This window comes from Lutibacter sp. B1 (assembly GCF_012524075.1).
GTDB lineage: Bacteria > Bacteroidota > Bacteroidia > Flavobacteriales > Flavobacteriaceae > Lutibacter.
On record NZ_JAAZUI010000005.1, the window covers coordinates 85706 to 103187 of the forward strand.

The 17482-nt window shown below is 29.9% G+C and carries 20 protein-coding genes; 7 read left to right on the forward strand and 13 right to left on the reverse strand.

Annotated elements, in window-relative coordinates:
• Window positions 1-33 precede the first annotated feature (33 nt).
• The 8 genes from rlmN to HGB55_RS04415 form a co-directional block, all read right to left on the reverse strand.
• A complete protein-coding gene (gene rlmN / locus HGB55_RS04380) occupies window positions 34-1071 on the reverse strand; it encodes a 23S rRNA (adenine(2503)-C(2))-methyltransferase RlmN (RefSeq protein WP_168815006.1) in 1038 nt (345 codons plus the stop codon).
• A gap of 68 nt (window positions 1072-1139) precedes the next feature.
• Window positions 1140-2189, reverse strand: a complete 1050-nt coding sequence (queA, locus tag HGB55_RS04385; protein ID WP_168815007.1) for a tRNA preQ1(34) S-adenosylmethionine ribosyltransferase-isomerase QueA — start codon at window positions 2187-2189, stop codon at window positions 1140-1142.
• Between the two features lie 88 nt (window positions 2190-2277).
• Window positions 2278-3480, reverse strand: a complete 1203-nt coding sequence (locus HGB55_RS04390) for a 3-phosphoshikimate 1-carboxyvinyltransferase (RefSeq protein WP_168815008.1) — start codon at window positions 3478-3480, stop codon at window positions 2278-2280.
• A gap of 1 nt (window position 3481) precedes the next feature.
• Window positions 3482-3721, reverse strand: a complete 240-nt coding sequence (locus tag HGB55_RS04395; protein WP_168815009.1) for a hypothetical protein — start codon at window positions 3719-3721, stop codon at window positions 3482-3484.
• 1 nt (window position 3722) lies between these two features.
• On the reverse strand, window positions 3723-4049 hold the full coding sequence (locus HGB55_RS04400; RefSeq protein WP_168815010.1) for a nucleotide pyrophosphohydrolase: 327 nt from the start codon (window positions 4047-4049) through the stop codon (window positions 3723-3725).
• A gap of 58 nt (window positions 4050-4107) precedes the next feature.
• Window positions 4108-4740 carry a leucyl/phenylalanyl-tRNA--protein transferase gene (aat, locus tag HGB55_RS04405; RefSeq protein ID WP_168815011.1) on the reverse strand — a complete coding sequence of 211 codons (633 nt, stop codon included), beginning with the start codon at window positions 4738-4740 and terminating at the stop codon, window positions 4108-4110.
• Window positions 4741-4828: 88 nt separating this feature from the next.
• On the reverse strand, window positions 4829-5203 hold the full coding sequence (locus HGB55_RS04410; protein ID WP_168815012.1) for a DUF3127 domain-containing protein: 375 nt from the start codon (window positions 5201-5203) through the stop codon (window positions 4829-4831).
• A gap of 11 nt (window positions 5204-5214) precedes the next feature.
• Window positions 5215-6075: a flavin reductase family protein gene (locus HGB55_RS04415; RefSeq protein WP_168815013.1), complete on the reverse strand. Its 861-nt coding sequence runs from the start codon at window positions 6073-6075 to the stop codon at window positions 5215-5217.
• A gap of 92 nt (window positions 6076-6167) precedes the next feature.
• Here HGB55_RS04415 and HGB55_RS04420 point away from each other — a divergent pair, with 92 nt between their 5' ends.
• Complete coding sequence (locus tag HGB55_RS04420; protein WP_168815014.1) at window positions 6168-7319, forward strand: HAMP domain-containing sensor histidine kinase; 1152 nt, start codon at window positions 6168-6170, stop codon at window positions 7317-7319.
• 2 nt (window positions 7320-7321) lie between these two features.
• On the opposite strand, the gene HGB55_RS04425 is transcribed toward HGB55_RS04420, so the two are convergent.
• Both HGB55_RS04425 and greA read right to left on the reverse strand, forming a co-directional pair.
• A complete protein-coding gene (locus tag HGB55_RS04425) occupies window positions 7322-7711 on the reverse strand; it encodes an HIT family protein (RefSeq protein WP_168815016.1) in 390 nt (129 codons plus the stop codon).
• Window positions 7712-7791: 80 nt separating this feature from the next.
• Window positions 7792-8268, reverse strand: a complete 477-nt coding sequence (gene greA, locus HGB55_RS04430) for a transcription elongation factor GreA (RefSeq protein WP_168815018.1) — start codon at window positions 8266-8268, stop codon at window positions 7792-7794.
• A gap of 122 nt (window positions 8269-8390) precedes the next feature.
• Between greA and HGB55_RS04435 the strand changes: the two genes are divergently transcribed.
• Genes HGB55_RS04435 through purE form a run of 3 tightly spaced genes read left to right on the forward strand, consistent with a single transcriptional unit; the run spans window position 8391 to window position 10496 of the window.
• The gene (locus HGB55_RS04435) at window positions 8391-8810 is read left to right on the forward strand and encodes a hypothetical protein (protein ID WP_168815020.1); all 420 of its coding nucleotides are present in this window, start codon (window positions 8391-8393) and stop codon (window positions 8808-8810) included.
• Between the two features lie 47 nt (window positions 8811-8857).
• Window positions 8858-10003 (forward strand): 5-(carboxyamino)imidazole ribonucleotide synthase, encoded by a 1146-nt coding sequence (locus HGB55_RS04440; RefSeq protein ID WP_168815022.1) that lies wholly within the window; start codon window positions 8858-8860, stop codon window positions 10001-10003.
• 7 nt (window positions 10004-10010) lie between these two features.
• Window positions 10011-10496: a 5-(carboxyamino)imidazole ribonucleotide mutase gene (gene purE, locus HGB55_RS04445; protein ID WP_168815024.1), complete on the forward strand. Its 486-nt coding sequence runs from the start codon at window positions 10011-10013 to the stop codon at window positions 10494-10496.
• Between the two features lie 4 nt (window positions 10497-10500).
• Here purE and HGB55_RS04450 read toward each other — a convergent pair whose 3' ends face one another.
• The gene (locus HGB55_RS04450; protein WP_168815026.1) at window positions 10501-11049 is read right to left on the reverse strand and encodes a CAP domain-containing protein; all 549 of its coding nucleotides are present in this window, start codon (window positions 11047-11049) and stop codon (window positions 10501-10503) included.
• 149 nt (window positions 11050-11198) lie between these two features.
• On the opposite strand from HGB55_RS04450, the gene HGB55_RS04455 reads away from it, so the two are divergent.
• From HGB55_RS04455 to HGB55_RS04465, 3 genes are all read left to right on the forward strand, one after another.
• Complete coding sequence (locus HGB55_RS04455; RefSeq protein ID WP_168815028.1) at window positions 11199-13229, forward strand: M3 family metallopeptidase; 2031 nt, start codon at window positions 11199-11201, stop codon at window positions 13227-13229.
• 535 nt (window positions 13230-13764) lie between these two features.
• The gene (locus HGB55_RS04460) at window positions 13765-14271 is read left to right on the forward strand and encodes a CAP domain-containing protein (protein WP_168815030.1); all 507 of its coding nucleotides are present in this window, start codon (window positions 13765-13767) and stop codon (window positions 14269-14271) included.
• Window positions 14272-14338: 67 nt separating this feature from the next.
• Window positions 14339-14509, forward strand: coding sequence for a hypothetical protein (locus HGB55_RS04465; protein WP_168815032.1), 171 nt, complete (start codon window positions 14339-14341; stop codon window positions 14507-14509).
• A 100-nt stretch (window positions 14510-14609) separates the two neighbouring features.
• On the opposite strand, the gene HGB55_RS04470 is transcribed toward HGB55_RS04465, so the two are convergent.
• Both HGB55_RS04470 and HGB55_RS04475 read right to left on the reverse strand, forming a co-directional pair.
• On the reverse strand, window positions 14610-16529 hold the full coding sequence (locus tag HGB55_RS04470) for an OmpA family protein (protein WP_247649179.1): 1920 nt from the start codon (window positions 16527-16529) through the stop codon (window positions 14610-14612).
• Window positions 16530-16548: 19 nt separating this feature from the next.
• A complete protein-coding gene (locus HGB55_RS04475) occupies window positions 16549-17472 on the reverse strand; it encodes a type IX secretion system membrane protein PorP/SprF (protein WP_168815034.1) in 924 nt (307 codons plus the stop codon).
• Window positions 17473-17482: the final 10 nt, after the last annotated feature.

Genomic DNA, 17482 nt, shown 5'->3' on the forward strand with positions numbered 1-17482 from the left:
ATATCAAAAATAAGAAAAATATATGTGTATATTTTAACTTTTATTAGCTAATTGCCCACAAGCAGCATCAATATCTTTTCCTCTGCTTCGGCGCACATTAACTACAATATCATTCATCTCTAAAATACTGATATAATCATCAATAGCTTGCGGATTTGCCTGCTGAAATTCACCATCATCAATCGGATTATATTCAATCAGATTTACTTTACAAGGTACGTATTTACAAAATTTAACCAGAGCATTTATGGCTTCTTTAGTATCATTAATTCCATCCCAAACTACATACTCATAAGTAATTCTTCTTTTAGTTTTAGCATACCAATACTCCAAAGCTTCTTTTAAATCATTTAAAGGAAAAGCCCTACTAAATGGCATTATTTTACTTCTAACCTCTTCAATTGCTGAATGTAATGATACTGCTAAATTAAATTTAACTTCATCGTCAGCTAATTTTTTTATCATTTTTGGTACTCCGGAAGTTGATACTGTTATTCTTTTTGGAGACATTCCCAAACCTTCAGGCGAAGTTATTTTATCAATTGCTTTTAACACATTGTTATAGTTCATAAGTGGCTCACCCATACCCATAAAAACAATGTTTGATAATTTATGATTGTAATATAATAAGCTCTCTTTGTTTATGGCAGCAACTTGATCGTAAATTTCATCGGGATTTAAATTACGCATTTTTTTTAATCGTGCTGTTGCACAAAACGTACAATCTAAACTACAACCAACTTGACTAGATACACATGCTGTTGTTCTTGAATCGGTTGGAATTAATACAGATTCAACAATTAATCCATCGTGCAAACGTACAGCATTTTTTACTGTTCCGTCTAAACTGCGCTGCATGGTGTCAACTTCAATATGATTAATTACAAAATTATCGGTTAACATTTGACGGGTTTCTTTTGAAATATTGGTCATATCTTCAAAAGAATGTGCACTTTTACTCCACAACCATTCATAAACCTGATTTCCTCTAAATGCTTTATCTCCATTTTCAACAAAAAATTCACGAAGTTGTTCTTTAGATAAAGCCCGTATATCTTTTTTATTTTTCATTTCATTTTCAAGTTTATAAAAAGATTCCCGCCTAAGCGGGAATCAAATTATTAAAAAACAGTTCTTTTTTAGATAATTAACATTGCGTCTCCGTAAGAATAAAATTTATATTTTTCTTTAACAGCTTCTTTATAAGCTTCCATTAAAAAATCGTATCCGGCAAAAGCTGCAACCATCATCATTAAAGTAGATTTTGGTGTATGAAAGTTTGTGATCATACAGTTAGCAATACTAAAATCGTATGGAGGAAAAATAAATTTGTTAGTCCAACCACTGTACGGATTTAAATGTCTGTCAGATGAAACAGAGCTTTCCATTGCTCTCATAACAGTAGTTCCTACTGCACAAACACGTTTTTTTCTATCTATTGCTTCATTAACAATATCAGCAGTTTTAGGGGTAATAATTGTTTGTTCAGAGTCCATTTTATGTTTTGACAAGTCTTCTACTTCAACAGGACTAAAGGTTCCTAAACCAACATGCAATGTAACTTCCGCAAAATCAACTCCTTTAATTTCTAAACGCTTCATTAAATGTTTAGAAAAATGCAATCCTGCTGTTGGAGCCGCTACTGCACCTTCGTGTTTTGCATAAATTGTTTGATAACGTTCTTCATCTTCAGGCTCAACTTCTCTTTTAATATATTTTGGAAGTGGAGTTTCGCCTAATTCTTCTAATTTTTTTCTAAATTCTTCATAAGAACCATCATATAAAAAACGTAAAGTTCTACCTCTTGAAGTGGTATTATCAATTACTTCTGCTACCAAGCTTTCATCTTCACCAAAAAATAATTTATTTCCAATTCTAATTTTACGAGCAGGATCAACCAAAACATCCCATAATCTGCTTTCAGCATTTAATTCTCGTAATAAAAATACCTCAATTCTTGCTCCTGTTTTTTCTTTTTCACCATACATACGTGCAGGAAAAACTTTGGTATTATTTAGCACCATTAAATCACCTTCATCAAAATAATCAATTAGATCTTTAAATAAACGATGCTCAATAGTTTGCTTTTTTCTGTTTAATACCATCAAACGCGCCTCATCTCTATGCTCTGCCGGATATTCTGCCAATAAATCTAATGGTAATTCGAATTTAAAATGTGATAATTTCATGTACTTTTTTTATTGAATGTGCGCAAATATACAACATCAACATAGGGGTTGTCAAGTGTTTACCCATAAAAGTTTTTTTTACTTATTTTTATGAAGTAATCTTTTTAAAATCTTCCCAAAATGTTGGATACGATTTTGAAACTACATTTGCATCTTCAATATGTATAGGAACTTTTAAGGCTAATGGAGCAAAAGCCATGGCCATTCTATGATCGTGATATGTAGAAATGCTTATATTTTCATTTATTTTGGTTGAAGATTTTAAATGCAAGGTTTCATTAGTAATTTCAACTTCTCCACCTAATTTTTCAATTTCGATTTTAAGCGCAACCAATCTATCCGTTTCTTTTATTTTAAGTGTATGTAACCCGGTTAAAAAACATTCAATTCCCAATCCAAAACAAGTTACAGCAATTGTTTGAGCAATATCCGGGGCATTTTGAAGGTCTAAATTTAAGAATTCTCTTTTTTGCTGATTTGTATTTTTTAATAAGATTGTGTTCTCTCCAAAAACAGTTTCTACTCCAAAGTTCTCATAAATTTTGGATAAAACTGAATCTCCTTGTAAACTGTTTTTTTTATATGAAGCCAACTCTACTTCTGAATTGGGAGACAAAGCAACTAAGCTGTAATAATAAGAAGCCGAACTCCAGTCTGACTCCACAATAATAGTTTTGTCTTCAATTTTAGGCTGATGCTGTACTCTAATTGTATCACTATTCCAAACATAGTTAATACCAAGTTCGCTTAACAATTTCAATGTCATTTTTATATAAGGAACTGAAGTAACTTCTCCTTTAAATTTCAATTGTAATCCGTTTTGAAGTGTTGGCGCAATTAGCAATAAAGCTGTAATATATTGACTGCTTACATTTCCTTCAATTTCTACAAAATCTTTCTCCAGCTTTTTCCCTTTAATTTTTAATGGAGGATAGCCTTCATTATTAAGATATTGAATATCAGCACCAAGTTCTTTTAATGCATCAACTAAAATTTTAATAGGTCTTTCCTTCATCCTGTGTGATCCTGTTAAAATAATTTCTGAATTTTCTTTGGCAGAAAAATACGCAGTTAAAAAACGCATTGCTGTACCGGCATGTCCAATATTTATTTCTTTTGAAGAACTTTTTAATGCTTTTTGCATTAGTTGTGAATCGTCCGAATTTGAAATGTTTTCAATAGATAGGTTTGGATAAAATTTTTGCAAAACCAGCAACCTGTTACTTTCACTTTTTGAACCTGTAATTCGAATATTTCCGCTAACAGTTTTATTTCTTTTCAACAATTCCATCTTATTTTTTTATAAACTTGTAATAACCTGCCATAAAAGCGCCATAAATAGCTGAAATTACCAACTGAATTTTAACAAATTGTTGCCAGGTATTTACACCAAAATATTCATCAGTCATTCCTGAAATTCCTCCATTTTTAACTGTTGAAATTACTATTTTAAGTATAGTTACAACAACTAAAAACATAAAACCAAAACGAATGGTTAATTTTAAAAAAGACTGATTTTTATACGCATCCATTTTATTTCAGTTTTTCGTTATTATGGTGTCTATTATGGTCTCGTTTTGTTTTTACATCCATTTTTTTATCAAAAGCAGCTTGTAAATCTATTCCGGTTTGGTTTGCCAAACACAAAACCACAAAAACCACATCGGCCAATTCTTCACCTAAATCTTTAGCTTTATCACTTTCTTTTTCGCTTTGCTCACCATAACGTCGCGCAATAATTCGGGCAACTTCACCAACTTCTTCAGTTAATTGAGCCATATTTGTAAGCTCGTTAAAATAACGAACGCCATGTTCTTTAATCCAATTATCAACTACAAGTTGCGACTTTTTAATATCCATTTTTTATTATTTTAAAGTTCAAAGATAAAGAACTTAATTTCTATAAACATAAAATCAATTAATGTAAGTATTTTAAAAATTCTTCTCTTTGGATTTCTTCAGCTCCTAAACTTTCTAAATGTGAGTTATAAACCTGACAATCTATTAATTGATACTTTTCTTTTTCTAATTTTTGGACTAAATAAATAAAGGCAATTTTAGAAGCATTACTAATTTTACTAAACATACTTTCACCACAAAACACATTTCCTAAATCAATTCCGTACAAACCTCCAACTAGTTCATTATTTAACCATACTTCAACCGATTTTGCAACACCTTGTTTATGCAAATTTATATACGCTTGTTGCATTTCATTTGTAATCCAGGTTCCTTTTTGCTTTTTTCTGTTAATATTTTTACAATTTGATATTACTTCTTCAAAATTTTTATTAAATGTTACTTCAAAATCATTTTTACGAATGATTTGTTTCATGCTTTTCGAAATTTTTAATTTATGAGGAAATAATACCATTCGAGGATTTGGACTGTACCAAATTATGGGTTCACCTTGATTAAACCAAGGAAAAATTCCACTTTTATAGGCTAAAATCAACCTCTCCGAAGATAAATCACCTCCAATAGCCAACAAGCCGTCTTCGTTAGCTAAATGAACCGGAGGAAATATTAATTCTTCTGAAAGTAAAAACATAAATACATGAATTTTTTACAAATATAAAGAAACAAAAAAAGAGAAAAACTTCCGTTTTTCTCTTTTTAAATAAGTTATATAAAGTTACCTAAAAAGGTAAATCATCAGGTTCAGATTCATCAAAATTTGAAGTAGTTTCAAAATTTTCTACAGGTGCCATTGGCGGAATTTCAGAAGAACTTTCAGCTTGTAAAGTTTCTATTCTCCATCCTTGAATTGAGTTAAAGTAAACTGCTTCACCTTGAGGGTTTACCCATTCTCTACCTCTAAGATTTATGGATACTTTTACATCTTGACCTATTTGATAGCTATTTAAAAGATCGCATTTATCTTGTACAAATTCTACCAATAACATTTGAGGATATTGCTCATTTGTTGTTATAACCATTTCTCTTTTTCTAAAACCACTTGCTCCATAAGTTTTAGTTTCATCAATTTTTTTAATTTTTCCGGTAATTTCCATTTCTCTCTTTATTATTTCATTAAAAGCACTTTCCAAGCACTTATTACATCTTTTTTTTCTAAAAATTCTTTCGCAAATGTATGTTTTTTTAACTTATTTAGTCCAATAAATTCCGTATGATCTTTTGTAAACTTATCAACATCATCATCAGAGGGAATTGAAATAATTTTGCCTAGCATTGCCAAATTTTTACCTGTCAGCACATCACTATTTTTAATTTCTTCAGGTATTGAGTCAATACCAATACCTTCAAGCGCATCTAATTTCGACAAATCAAAATCACTTACTTTAGTTTCAGTTTTTAAACTATTTCCTGCATGCGCAATAAGTTCTAACTTATTTTGATCTATATTCTTATTTTCATCTAAAAGTTCTTCTTTAATATGGAGTTTTAACACTTCGCATATTATTAAATTCTCTGCTACTACTCCTTCTTTAAACTCAATAATATCATTAATTTTACATTCTAACTGTATAGGAGATTCTGCAAGTCTTAATGGTTTAATTTTTTCAGAAGAAATTGTTCTTAAACCTACCTTTTCAAATTTATTTATGCCTTTTTCGTTTTTAGATTCATACAAAGACATTTGGTGGACAATATCATAATTTATTACATTTATAACAACCTCTTTGGTTAGTTTAATATTTTCTATTACTTGTTTATACATACTTCCTTTACTTCTTTTAACTAGTGTAAGTATTAACACAGGAGGATTGATACTAAAAACATTAAAAGAACTAAATGTAGATAAATATGGAATTCCTTTTTTATCAACAGTACTTGTAAAAGCAATTGGACGAGGTTCTATACCACTTAATAAATATCCATGCAATTTTGCCATTGATATTTCTGAAGGATCAAAACTTAACATTTACTTGTTTTTAACAAATGTAAAAATTTCAACAGTAAAATAATATAGATTTAATTTTAAAGTTTTATAAACATATATTTTATATTTGAGCAATGGCTTCGCAAAAACATACAAAAACAATTAGATGGATTGTAATAATAACTTCTTTTATTATAGTAGCTCTTATTTTGTGGAATACGTACGATTTCTTTCAGAAATTTAAAAGTGAAGAAAGAATTAAAATGGAAATTTTAGCAAAAGCTTATGAACGATTTAGCAGTGCCGATCTAAATGCTGATATTTCTTTGGAAGATAAAATTATTAGTAATAATCATAATATACCTATGATAATTACTGATGAAAAAGACAGTATAACACTATGGTCAAATTTAGACTCTATAAAAACAAAAAAAAGTGATTTTTTACTAAAAGAGCTTTCAATTATGAAAAGCCAAAACGAGCCGGTTTTAGTAAGATACAAAAACAGTAATACAAAGCAATTTATTTACTATAGAGATTCTGATTTACTAACAAAACTTAAATATTATCCTATAGCTTTAATTCTTATTCTTTTTTTATTTGCAAGTGTTATTTACCTTTTCTTTAAGTCGAATAAAATTGCTGAACAAAATAAACTTTGGACAGGTATGGCTAAAGAAACAGCACATCAAATTGGAACACCTTTATCTTCGCTTTTAGGATGGATTGAAATTTTACGATTAGACAATACCGATGAAAATACTGTGCAAGAAATTGAAAAAGATGTACAAAGATTAAATACCATTGCTGAGCGTTTTTCAAAAATAGGCTCAATACCGGTTCTTAAAAAACACAATATTGTTAATGCAACCAAAAACTCCTTTAATTATTTAGAATCGAGAAGCTCAAAACAAGTCGAATTTAATTTCAAAACATCTGAAAAAGAAATTTTTGCCAATATTAATTTACAACTTTTTAGCTGGGTAATTGAAAACTTAGTTAAAAATGCCATTGATGCTATGGAAGGCAAAGGTAAAATATCACTTATTATTAAAGAAGATGCTAAAAATGTAATAATTAATATTACCGATACCGGAAAAGGAATACCCAAAAATTTACAACAAAATATTTTTACACCCGGATTTACAACTAAAAAACGTGGTTGGGGACTAGGTTTATCTTTAGCTAAACGAATTATTGAAGATTACCACAATGGTAAAATTGTGGTTTTAAAATCTGAAATAGGCAAAGGAACTACCTTTACTATCAATCTAAAAAAAGAATAAATTTATAAATTTTCTGAAATAGCTTTTGCAATTGCTTTAAATTCTTCAGGTTCTAATTTAACTTTTTTTGTAAATTGAATATCTTCCATTTCTTTTAACGGAATCAAATGCACATGAACATGTGGAACTTCCAACCCAATAACAGCCATTCCTACTCTATTGCACGGTATAACTTTCTCAATTGCAATAGCAATTTTTCTTGAAAAACTCATTAAGCCGCTATAGGTTTCTTCATCTAAATCAAAAAGCTTATTTACTTCTTGTTTTGGTACAACCAATGTATGTCCTTTTGCATTTGGATTTATATCTAAAAACGCATAAAATTCATCGTTTTCTGCAACTTTATACGATGGTATTTCTCCCTTAATTATTTTAGTGAAAATTGAGCTCATAATTTCATTTTTAATCAAAAATAAGAAACCCTTTTCAATTAACAAACAGAAAAGGGTTTACTATAATATTTTAAAAAAAATTATCCTCTTGTAATTTCTAAAATTTCAAATTTCATAATTCCACTTGGAACCTGAATTTCGGCAATTTCACCTACTTTTTTCCCCAACAAACCTTTACCAATTGGTGAATTTACAGATAACTTCCCTGCTTTAATATCAGTTTCAGAATCTGCCACTAAAGTATAAACAAACTCCATGTTGTTAACAGTGTTTTTCATCTTAACTGTAGAGTGTATCAATACTTTTGAAGTATCTAATAAAGATTCATCAATAATTCGGGCATTAGATATTACTTCTTTTAATTTAGCTATTTTTAACTCTAATAACGATTGTTCTTCTTTGGCTGCATGATATTCGGCATTTTCACTTAAATCCCCTTTATCTCTTGCTTCAGCAATATCATTACTAACTCTTGGACGCTCTACATGCTCTAAGTAGTCCAATTCATCTTTTAATTTTTTTAATCCTTCTTCAGTATAATACGAAATTTTACTCATAACTTGTCATTTAAATAAATACAAAAAATCTCAATACTGATTACCAGAATGAGATTTAAACACAAATGTACAAAATATTTGTAAATTGCAATCGTTTTATAAACTCATATTGTACTTTAACTATGCGCAAAATAATTTTATTGTTAGTAGCAATTTCTTTTTTATCGTGTGAAAAAAATGACACAAACGACTCTTTACCAGATGTTAATGTAGATATAACTGTTAATTTAAATTTACCTCAATATATTGATTTGCAAACACCAAGTGGCTGGGCTTATACAAGCGGAGGCGTTAAAGGTATTGTAATTTACAATATGGGCACCGGAAATCCGCCATACAAAGCATTTGACAGAGCTTGTCCAAATAACGACTGTAATTCTCCAATGACATTTGATGGTAGTTTAAAACTAAAATGCCCTTGCGATAATAGTGAGTACAGCATTATTGATGGCTCACCTCAAACTAAAGGAAATAAACATTTTGCAAGAGAATACAGGGTTAATGTTTTAAACAGTTCCGCTTTAAATATTACCAACTTTTAAGCTCTTATTTAAAAACAGATTGTTATTTTTGTTCGAAAGTAAAAAAAGTGAAAAACTATTTCTCTTCAAATTTCAAATTAGGTGTTTTAGGTGGCGGTCAGCTAGGTAAAATGTTACTTTCCGAAACTCAAAAATTAGATATTTACACCTGTATTTTAGATGCTGCTATTGACGCTCCTTGTGCTCAAATTTGCAACGAATTTCATCATGGCAGTTTAATGGATTTTGATACTGTTTACAATTTTGGCAAAAAAGTAGATTTACTTACCATTGAAATTGAACATATAAATATTGATGCCCTTTTAAAATTAGAAGAAGAAGGTTTAGCAATTTATCCGCAGCCTAGTGTACTACAAATTATTCAGCATAAAGGAACGCAGAAAGATTTTTTTGCAACACATCATATTCCAACTTCAGCATACAAAAGATTTTCTTCTGTAGAAGAATTAAAAAAAGAAAAGCTAAACTATCCTTTCGTTTGGAAATCAGCTCAATTTGGTTATGATGGTACCGGAGTTAAAATTGTAAAAACTGAAAACGATTTAACTTTGTTACCAAATTCTGAATGTATTATTGAAGAACTGATTCCTTTTAAAAATGAATTGGCAGTTATTGTGGCTCGTAATAAAAACGGCGAAACTAAAACCTATCCGGTTGTAGAAATGGAATTTCATCCGGAAGCAAACCAAGTTGAATATGTAATTTGTCCTGCAAGAATTTCTGAAGAAATTGCTTTAAAAGCTAAAAATGTTGCTTTAAAAGTTGCTGAAGCTTTTAAACATATCGGTCTTTTAGCTGTTGAAATGTTTTTAACGGAAGATAATGAAATACTTGTAAATGAAGTTGCTCCTCGAACACATAACAGCGGTCATTACAGCATCGAAGCTTCGTATACCAATCAGTTTGAACAACACTTACGAAGTATTTTAAATTTACCTTTAGGAAAAACCGATAGTAAAGTTGCCGGAATTATGGTAAATTTGGTTGGCGAAGAAGGTTTTTTAGGTGATGTAGTTTATGAAAACATGGAAGAAATTTTAAAAATGGAAGGTGTTACTCCGCATATTTACGGAAAAAAACAAACACGCCCATTCAGAAAAATGGGACATGTCACCATTGTTAATACTGATATAAATGAAGCACATAAAATTGCTGAATTCGTAAAAAATACAATTAAAGTAATAAGTAAATAAATAGGTTATGAGCAAAGTAGGAATTATTATGGGAAGCAATTCTGATCTTCCAATTATGCAGCAAGCAGTAGATATTTTACAAGGTTTTGGAATTGAAACAGAAGTTGACATTGTTTCAGCCCACCGTACTCCCGAAAAATTATTCGACTACGCTAAAAATGCTCACACAAGAGGAATATCTGTAATAATTGCCGGTGCCGGAGGAGCTGCTCATTTGCCGGGAATGGTTGCTTCTATGAGTCCGCTTCCTGTTATTGGTGTTCCTGTAAAATCGAGAAATTCAATTGATGGTTGGGATTCTGTTTTATCAATTCTACAAATGCCGGGAGGAGTTCCTGTTGCAACCGTAGCTCTTGATGGTGCTCAAAATGCCGGAATTTTAGCTGCTCAAATTATTGGAAGTTCCAATAAAGAAGTACTTAATAAAATCCTTCAGTATAAAGAAGATCTTAAAGCTAAAGTTATCAAAGCTTCTGAAGAACTTAAAAAATAAACTGTTACTTTTTAATAAACATTTGGGTAAAATAATTTCTGCCTTCAGTATTTGTGTCAATTGAAATTCCAAAATGGGTAAAATTAGGATTTTCAATAATATTTCTATGGCTTTCGCTTTGTAACCAAGCATTAACCGCATTACTTGCACTAACATAACCATACGCAACATTCTCTGCTACAGATTTTGCTCCGGCTTCACTTACCAATGCTTGTTCACGCAAATAAAAATCATCATGGTTAACTTCACCGGTTTCAATCATATATTTAGTATGGCTTTCGGCAACAGCCGAAATAATAGTTAAAGGCTTTAAAGTTTGCATTCCCAAACTTTTCCTGTGTTCATTTACTAAATCTAAAATTTCTGTTTCTATACTAGTGCAAGTAACGCTAGTTGTATCAATAAGAACACCTATTTTATCTGAAGAAGTTTTAAAAACTTCTTCTTCTTTTGTGCAAGAAAACAAAATTAAACTTATTAAAAACAACGTACTAATTTGTACAATTATGCTTTTCAGCAATAAAAAAATTGGGGTTGTAAAATAACTTCTCATAAATCAAACTCTCAATCAAACTTTATGACACTCAAATAATTAAAAGGTCACAAGGGGTTTTAAAAAGCTGCAAAATTAATATATTTTTTTATAGGAACAACTTTAATAATATCTTTGTGCAAATATTAACTTTTATTGATCATTTTAAAATGAATAACCCTCTATTAGAAACATTTAGTACGCCTTATAAAACAGCTCCTTTTTCTAAAATAAAAAATGAGCATTTTAAACCAGCTTTTATAAAGGCTATTGAACATGCTAAAATTGAAATAGAAAATATTGTTTCAAATAAAAAAGTACCAACTTTTGAAAACACTATTGAAGCTTTAGAATTTTGCGGACAACAATTAGATAGAATTTCAAGTATTTTCTTCAATTTAAATTCTGCCGAAACCAATGATGAAATCCAAAAAATTGCTCAAGAAGTTTCGCCTTTATTATCAGAATTTGCCAACGATATAACATTAAATCAAGATTTATTTAAAAGAATAAATCTAATCCACGATATAATTGATGAATTGAATTTAACAACCGAACAAGAAACTTTATTAAAAAAACAATACAAGAATTTTGTTAGAAATGGTGCTAATTTAAATGAAGAAAACAAAAAAGAACTTCGGAAAATAGATGCCGAACTTGCTAAATTAAAACTAACTTTTGGCGAAAATGTATTGGCCGAAACCAATGCTTTTGAACTTCATTTAACTAAGGAAGAACAATTAAAAGGTTTACCGGAAAGTGCCGTTGAAGCTGCAAAACTAACTGCCAAAGAAAAAAATAAAGACGGTTGGGTTATAACGCTGGATTATCCAAGTTATATTCCGTTTATCACCTATGCTGAAGACAGAGAGCTTCGAAAAAAATTAGCCATTGCATTTGGTGCTAAAGCGTTTCAAAATAACAAAAATGACAATCAGCAAATTGTATTAAAAATTGCAAATCTTCGCCATAAAAGAGCAAACTTATTAGGTTATAAAACACATGCACACTTTGTTTTGGAAGAACGTATGGCCGAAACACCCACAAATGTTAGCAGTTTTTTAGAAGATTTACTTTTAAAAGCTCAACCTGCTGCCAAAGAAGAGTTTGAAAAACTTACAAACTTTGCCAAAAAAGATGGTATTGATCAACTTGAAAAATGGGATGGAGCTTATTATTCGGAAAAATTAAAAAAAGAATTGTTTGATTTAGAAGAAGAACAGCTAAAACCTTATTTTAAATTAGAAAATGTTATTGAAGGTGTTTTTAAAATTTCAAACCTGCTTTACGATCTAAATTTTGAAGAAATTGATACCATAGATACATATCACAAAGATGTTAAAACATACAAGGTTATTGATTCTTCAAATAATTTTATAGCTGTTTTATATGCCGATTTTTTTCCACGAAAAGGGAAACGAAATGGTGCTTGGATGACTTCATTTAAAAACCAATGGATAAAAAACAACGAAAATTCGAGACCACATATATCTATTGTATGTAATTTTACTAAACCAACCGAAACAAAACCTTCCTTATTAACTTTTAATGAAGTTACTACATTGTTTCACGAATTTGGACACGCACTACACGGAATGTTCGCAAATACTACATACCCAAGTTTGTCTGGCACAAATGTATTTTGGGATTTTGTAGAACTTCCAAGTCAAATTTTTGAAAATTGGTGTTACGAAAAAGAAGCTCTAAACTTGTTCGCTAAACATTATGAGACCAAAGAACCAATTCCTATGGATTTAATTAACAAAATAAAGAATTCATCTAACTTTTTAGAAGGAATGCAAACGCTGCGTCAATTAAGTTTTGGTATGCTGGATATGAAATGGCACGCACAAAATCCAAGTGAAATAAAAAATGTAAAAGAATTTGAAACAACTGCTTTTGAGAATACTCAATTATATCCCGATGTAAAAGAGAATTGTATGAGCACCTCTTTCTCCCATATTTTTCAAGGAGGATATTCTTCAGGTTACTATTCGTATAAATGGGCCGAAGTTTTAGATGCCGATGCTTTTGACTATTTTAAAGAAAATGGCATTTTCAATAAAGAAATAGCACAAAAGTTTAAAGAAAACATTCTCCAAAAAGGAGGAACTGAAAAACCAATGAAACTTTACACCAATTTTAGAGGAAAAAAACCCGATACTAATGCTTTATTAAAAAGAGCAGGTCTTTTAAAATAGAAAAAACTGTTATGTTAAAAGCGATATTTTAATAAAATATCGCTTTTTTTATGTTTGCTTTTTACAATAAAATGCTTATTTTTATAAACAAATGGTATCATTATACACAATGAAATATACTTCTTTTACATATAAAATGTCATTTTAATCTAATAAACGGTAAGTTTTTTATAATAAATGGTAATTTTTTTACTTTTTCCCTTGTTCGTTTCATTTTTTTTACTACTTTAGCACTGTTCAAAAGTTCAAACCCCAATTTTTGATTTAAAAATTTTAATTTGATTAAATAAGTGTCGACCCCATAACCAAATTAATCTTAGAGTAAGAAAAAGGATGTAATCATCAAGTTTATTTGATGTAAAATAAGCTTGATGATTTAAAAATCCGGTATAGTTGTTAAACCCCAAATTTCATTAATATAATTGTAAGAAATAGTTTTTTAGTAAGAATGGTAAAATCAGCAGTGGTAATGCCACATATAAAATAAAAGCTTAACCACTTCTGATTTTAATTTAACCCCAAAAACCCCACAAAAATGAAAACACTTGCATTAAAACTTTTACCCCTAGCCCTTATTAGTTTTTTATTATTTTCTTGTGCTAAGGAAGATGATGGTATTTATTTTGATGAAACTGCCGAAGTAATTGATACAGTAAACGTAACCTATTCGGATATTGAATTAGAGATATTAGATTTAGTAAATGCGCATAGAGCTGAATTAGGTATGAAAGCTTTAAACTCTTTAGATATAGTGTCTGGAGTTGCTGACGGGCATACAAACTACATGATAGAAGTTGGGCAAATTAACCATGATAATTTTGGTGAACGTGCACAAGTTTTAATGAAAAATGCAAAAGCAAAAACAGTTGCCGAAAATGTTGCTTACGGTTATAGTACTGCACAAGGTGCCTTAAACGGGTGGTTAAACAGTGATGCTCACCGAAAAGTAATTGAAAATCCTAATTTTACTCATTTTGGTATTTCAACAAAGTCTGATAATAACGGTAGAAATTACTTTACACAAATTTTTATAAATAAATAATTTAAACAACCCCAAAGATTTGAATAAAATTAATACTTTTTTTTACAACCTTAAACCCCACAACAAAATGGAATCTTCTTCTAAAAAACTTGAAAACACAAGTCATTTAAGTGTAATAAAGAACTTGTTAAATGAAAAAAAAAGTGAGGCTAAAATTTATATTAACACTTTAGTTCCTGGATTTACATATAAGAACAGTAAAGGTGAAACCATAACACCAAAAGGTGTAGCATATTAAATTAAGAAGCAGCCGTAATTTAGTACTTGAGAAAATTGTCGTCCCCACAACGGTAGTTATAATCAAGAAGTGTAAATACGACTGCTATTTTTTTTTAAGTTTATTTCATTTTTATGATAATAAACTCTGTTCTTCTGTTAAGTTGATGCTCAGCTTCGGTACATTTAACACCATTAGAACATTTGTTTACTAACTGAGACTCTCCAAATCCTTCATATTTAGTGATTCTTTCAGAATTTATGCCTTTAGAAATAATATAATCATAGGTAGATTTTGCTCTTCTATTAGATAAGTCCATATTGTACTGATCATCCGCTCTACTGTCAGTGTGTGACTCTAATCTAATTACCATTTCAGGATATTTATTCATAAGTGCTACGACTTTATCTAACTCAATTGCTGCGTCAGGTCTAATATTAAATTTATCAAAATCAAAGTAAATTGTTTCTAAATCGGCTAAAACAACCACATCTCTAACAGGCTCTAAACCAATATTCAGATCAACAACAATTTCTTTTTCTTTTTCTAAGCCAAATGAGTTAAATCCTTTCTCAACATCTTGATATTTATGCTTCGATCCTTTTAAAACAAATTTTTGATCTCTATCAATCAAATGTTCGTATTTACCATTTCTCCCAGTTATAAAATAAGCAATTTCCTCACCGTTTTCTCTTGCTAAAACAACTTTAGCTCCTTCAACAGGTTCGCTATTAACAGCATCAAAAATTTGACCTTTCAATGTTAACGGCGGAATTCTGGTAAATGCATAAATATCATCACCTCCAACTCCACCTTTTCTGTTTGATGAAATATAGCCTTTAAAACCATCGTCCGATAAATAATATCCAAAGTCATCTTTTTTACTATTTATTGGCTCTCCAAGATTTATAATATTTACAATTTCGTCATTTTCATTTTTTACAGAAGCAAAAATATCTAAAAGACCCAAACCAACATGCCCATCAGACGAAAAGTACAATGTTCCTTCTTCTTGGTGAATGAAAGGAAATGCTTCATTACCTTCAGTATTAACAATAGTTCCTAAATTTTTTGGAGTTCCCAGACTTCCGTCAGCATTTACATCGCTAACATAAATATCAGTTCCTCCCAAACCGCCCGGCATATCTGAAGCAAAATACAGTTTTTTACCATCTTTACTTAATGATGGATGATAAACTATATAATTTGGATTGTTAAGATTTGTAGGCTTAACATTTACCCATTTACCATCAACCAAATCAGCACTAAATATACCAACTTGCATAATTCCTTTTTCATCTGTTATTTTTTTACTACCATCAGAATTATTTTTTGAAAAGTACATTTTTGTTCCGCTGGTATTAAACGTTGCCGGACCATCATGTTGAATTGAATTAACTTCTCCTGCTAATTTTTCAGTTGAATCAACAGTACCACCTTCAATAGGAGATTGGAAAATATCTAATAAAGGTTGACCGTCCCAAGCATAAACTCTTTTAATTGAAACGCCTTCATTTCTTGACGATGCAAAAACTAAATTATCATTAAGTACAACAGCTCCAAAATCGTTATATTTGGTATTGATATTGAGTTTTTTAAGCGTATTTTTTTCTTTTGAATTAAAAATTGCACTTGCTAAATCGTCATTCTTAAAAAATTCTTTAACACGAGAATCTTCCTTATTTCCGGCATCTTTAAATTTTTTCATCCATTTCTTAGATTCCTTATAATCACCGTTAGCTCTTAAAGTTTGAGCATAATATAAATAGTATTCAGAAGGAACATTTTCTTGTTGAACAACTTTTTCGTAAATAGGTAATGCTTTCTCCGGCTGACGCAACATTATGTAAGCATCGCCTAGTTTTCTCATTGCGTAATATTGATTAAAACTTGTATCAATTAACTTTTCATAAGTATTAATAGCTTTTACAAATGAAAAGTTGTCAAATTGTTTTTCTGCTCTTTTTTGTTTTGCTGTTTGACCAAATACTGATGTGCTTATCAAAACAAAGGCAATACATAAAAGTTTATAATTTTTCATAATATTCATCTTTATTTGGTTAAAAGTATCTTGGAGATTTTTGTTTATTTTTCATAAACCTAAACTCATACATTAACAAAATTTCGTGTGAACCAGAAGTATATGTTCTAATATCTCCTGTTGGTATTTCGTATGTATATCCAATTCTGAATTGATCTGTGACTTGAAAATCTGCAAGTGCACCAAAATCTCTTTGTTCCCCGTTAATTCTGTATGAAGCACCTAACCAAAATTTCTCATTAAACAAAAAGTTTGCAGTTACATCTGTTGATAAAGGAACACCTTTTAAATATTTAACCATAAAAGATGGTTTAAACTTAATTGTACTATTTAAATCAAATACATAACCACCTAGAGCATAATAATGAACTCTTTCTAGCGATTTATACTCTTTATCCTTATTTAAATCATGATTAATTAATCTTGGTGATGATACACCAAAATACCATTTATTGGTATGTAGCAATATCCCTGCTCCAAAATTAGAATCCCATCTGTCAATTTTATCTTCAAAAAATGGATCTTGGGTAACATCTATTGATGTATATAATTCATCATCTAATTTATAATAAGTCATACCTGCTTTTAAACCAAAACTAATTTTAAGTTCCTCACTACCTTGTATTGTGTATGAAAAATCACCATACACTAATGTTAATTTCTCATAACCGGATTCATCATTAATTAAAGATAAACCTAATCCTATTTTTTCGTTTCTTAATGGAGAATGAATAGATAATGTTTGTGTTTGTGGGCCACCATCAAAACCAACCCATTGATTTCTATTTAAGCCAACTATGCTAAGTGCTTCTCTACTTCCTGCATAAGCAGGATTTATAGAGATTGTATTATACATATATTGTGTAAACTGAGGTAATTGTTGAGCTTCAGAATATTCTAATCCAAAAATAAACAATCCTATAATTATAATTAAACGCTTCATAGTTTTAGTT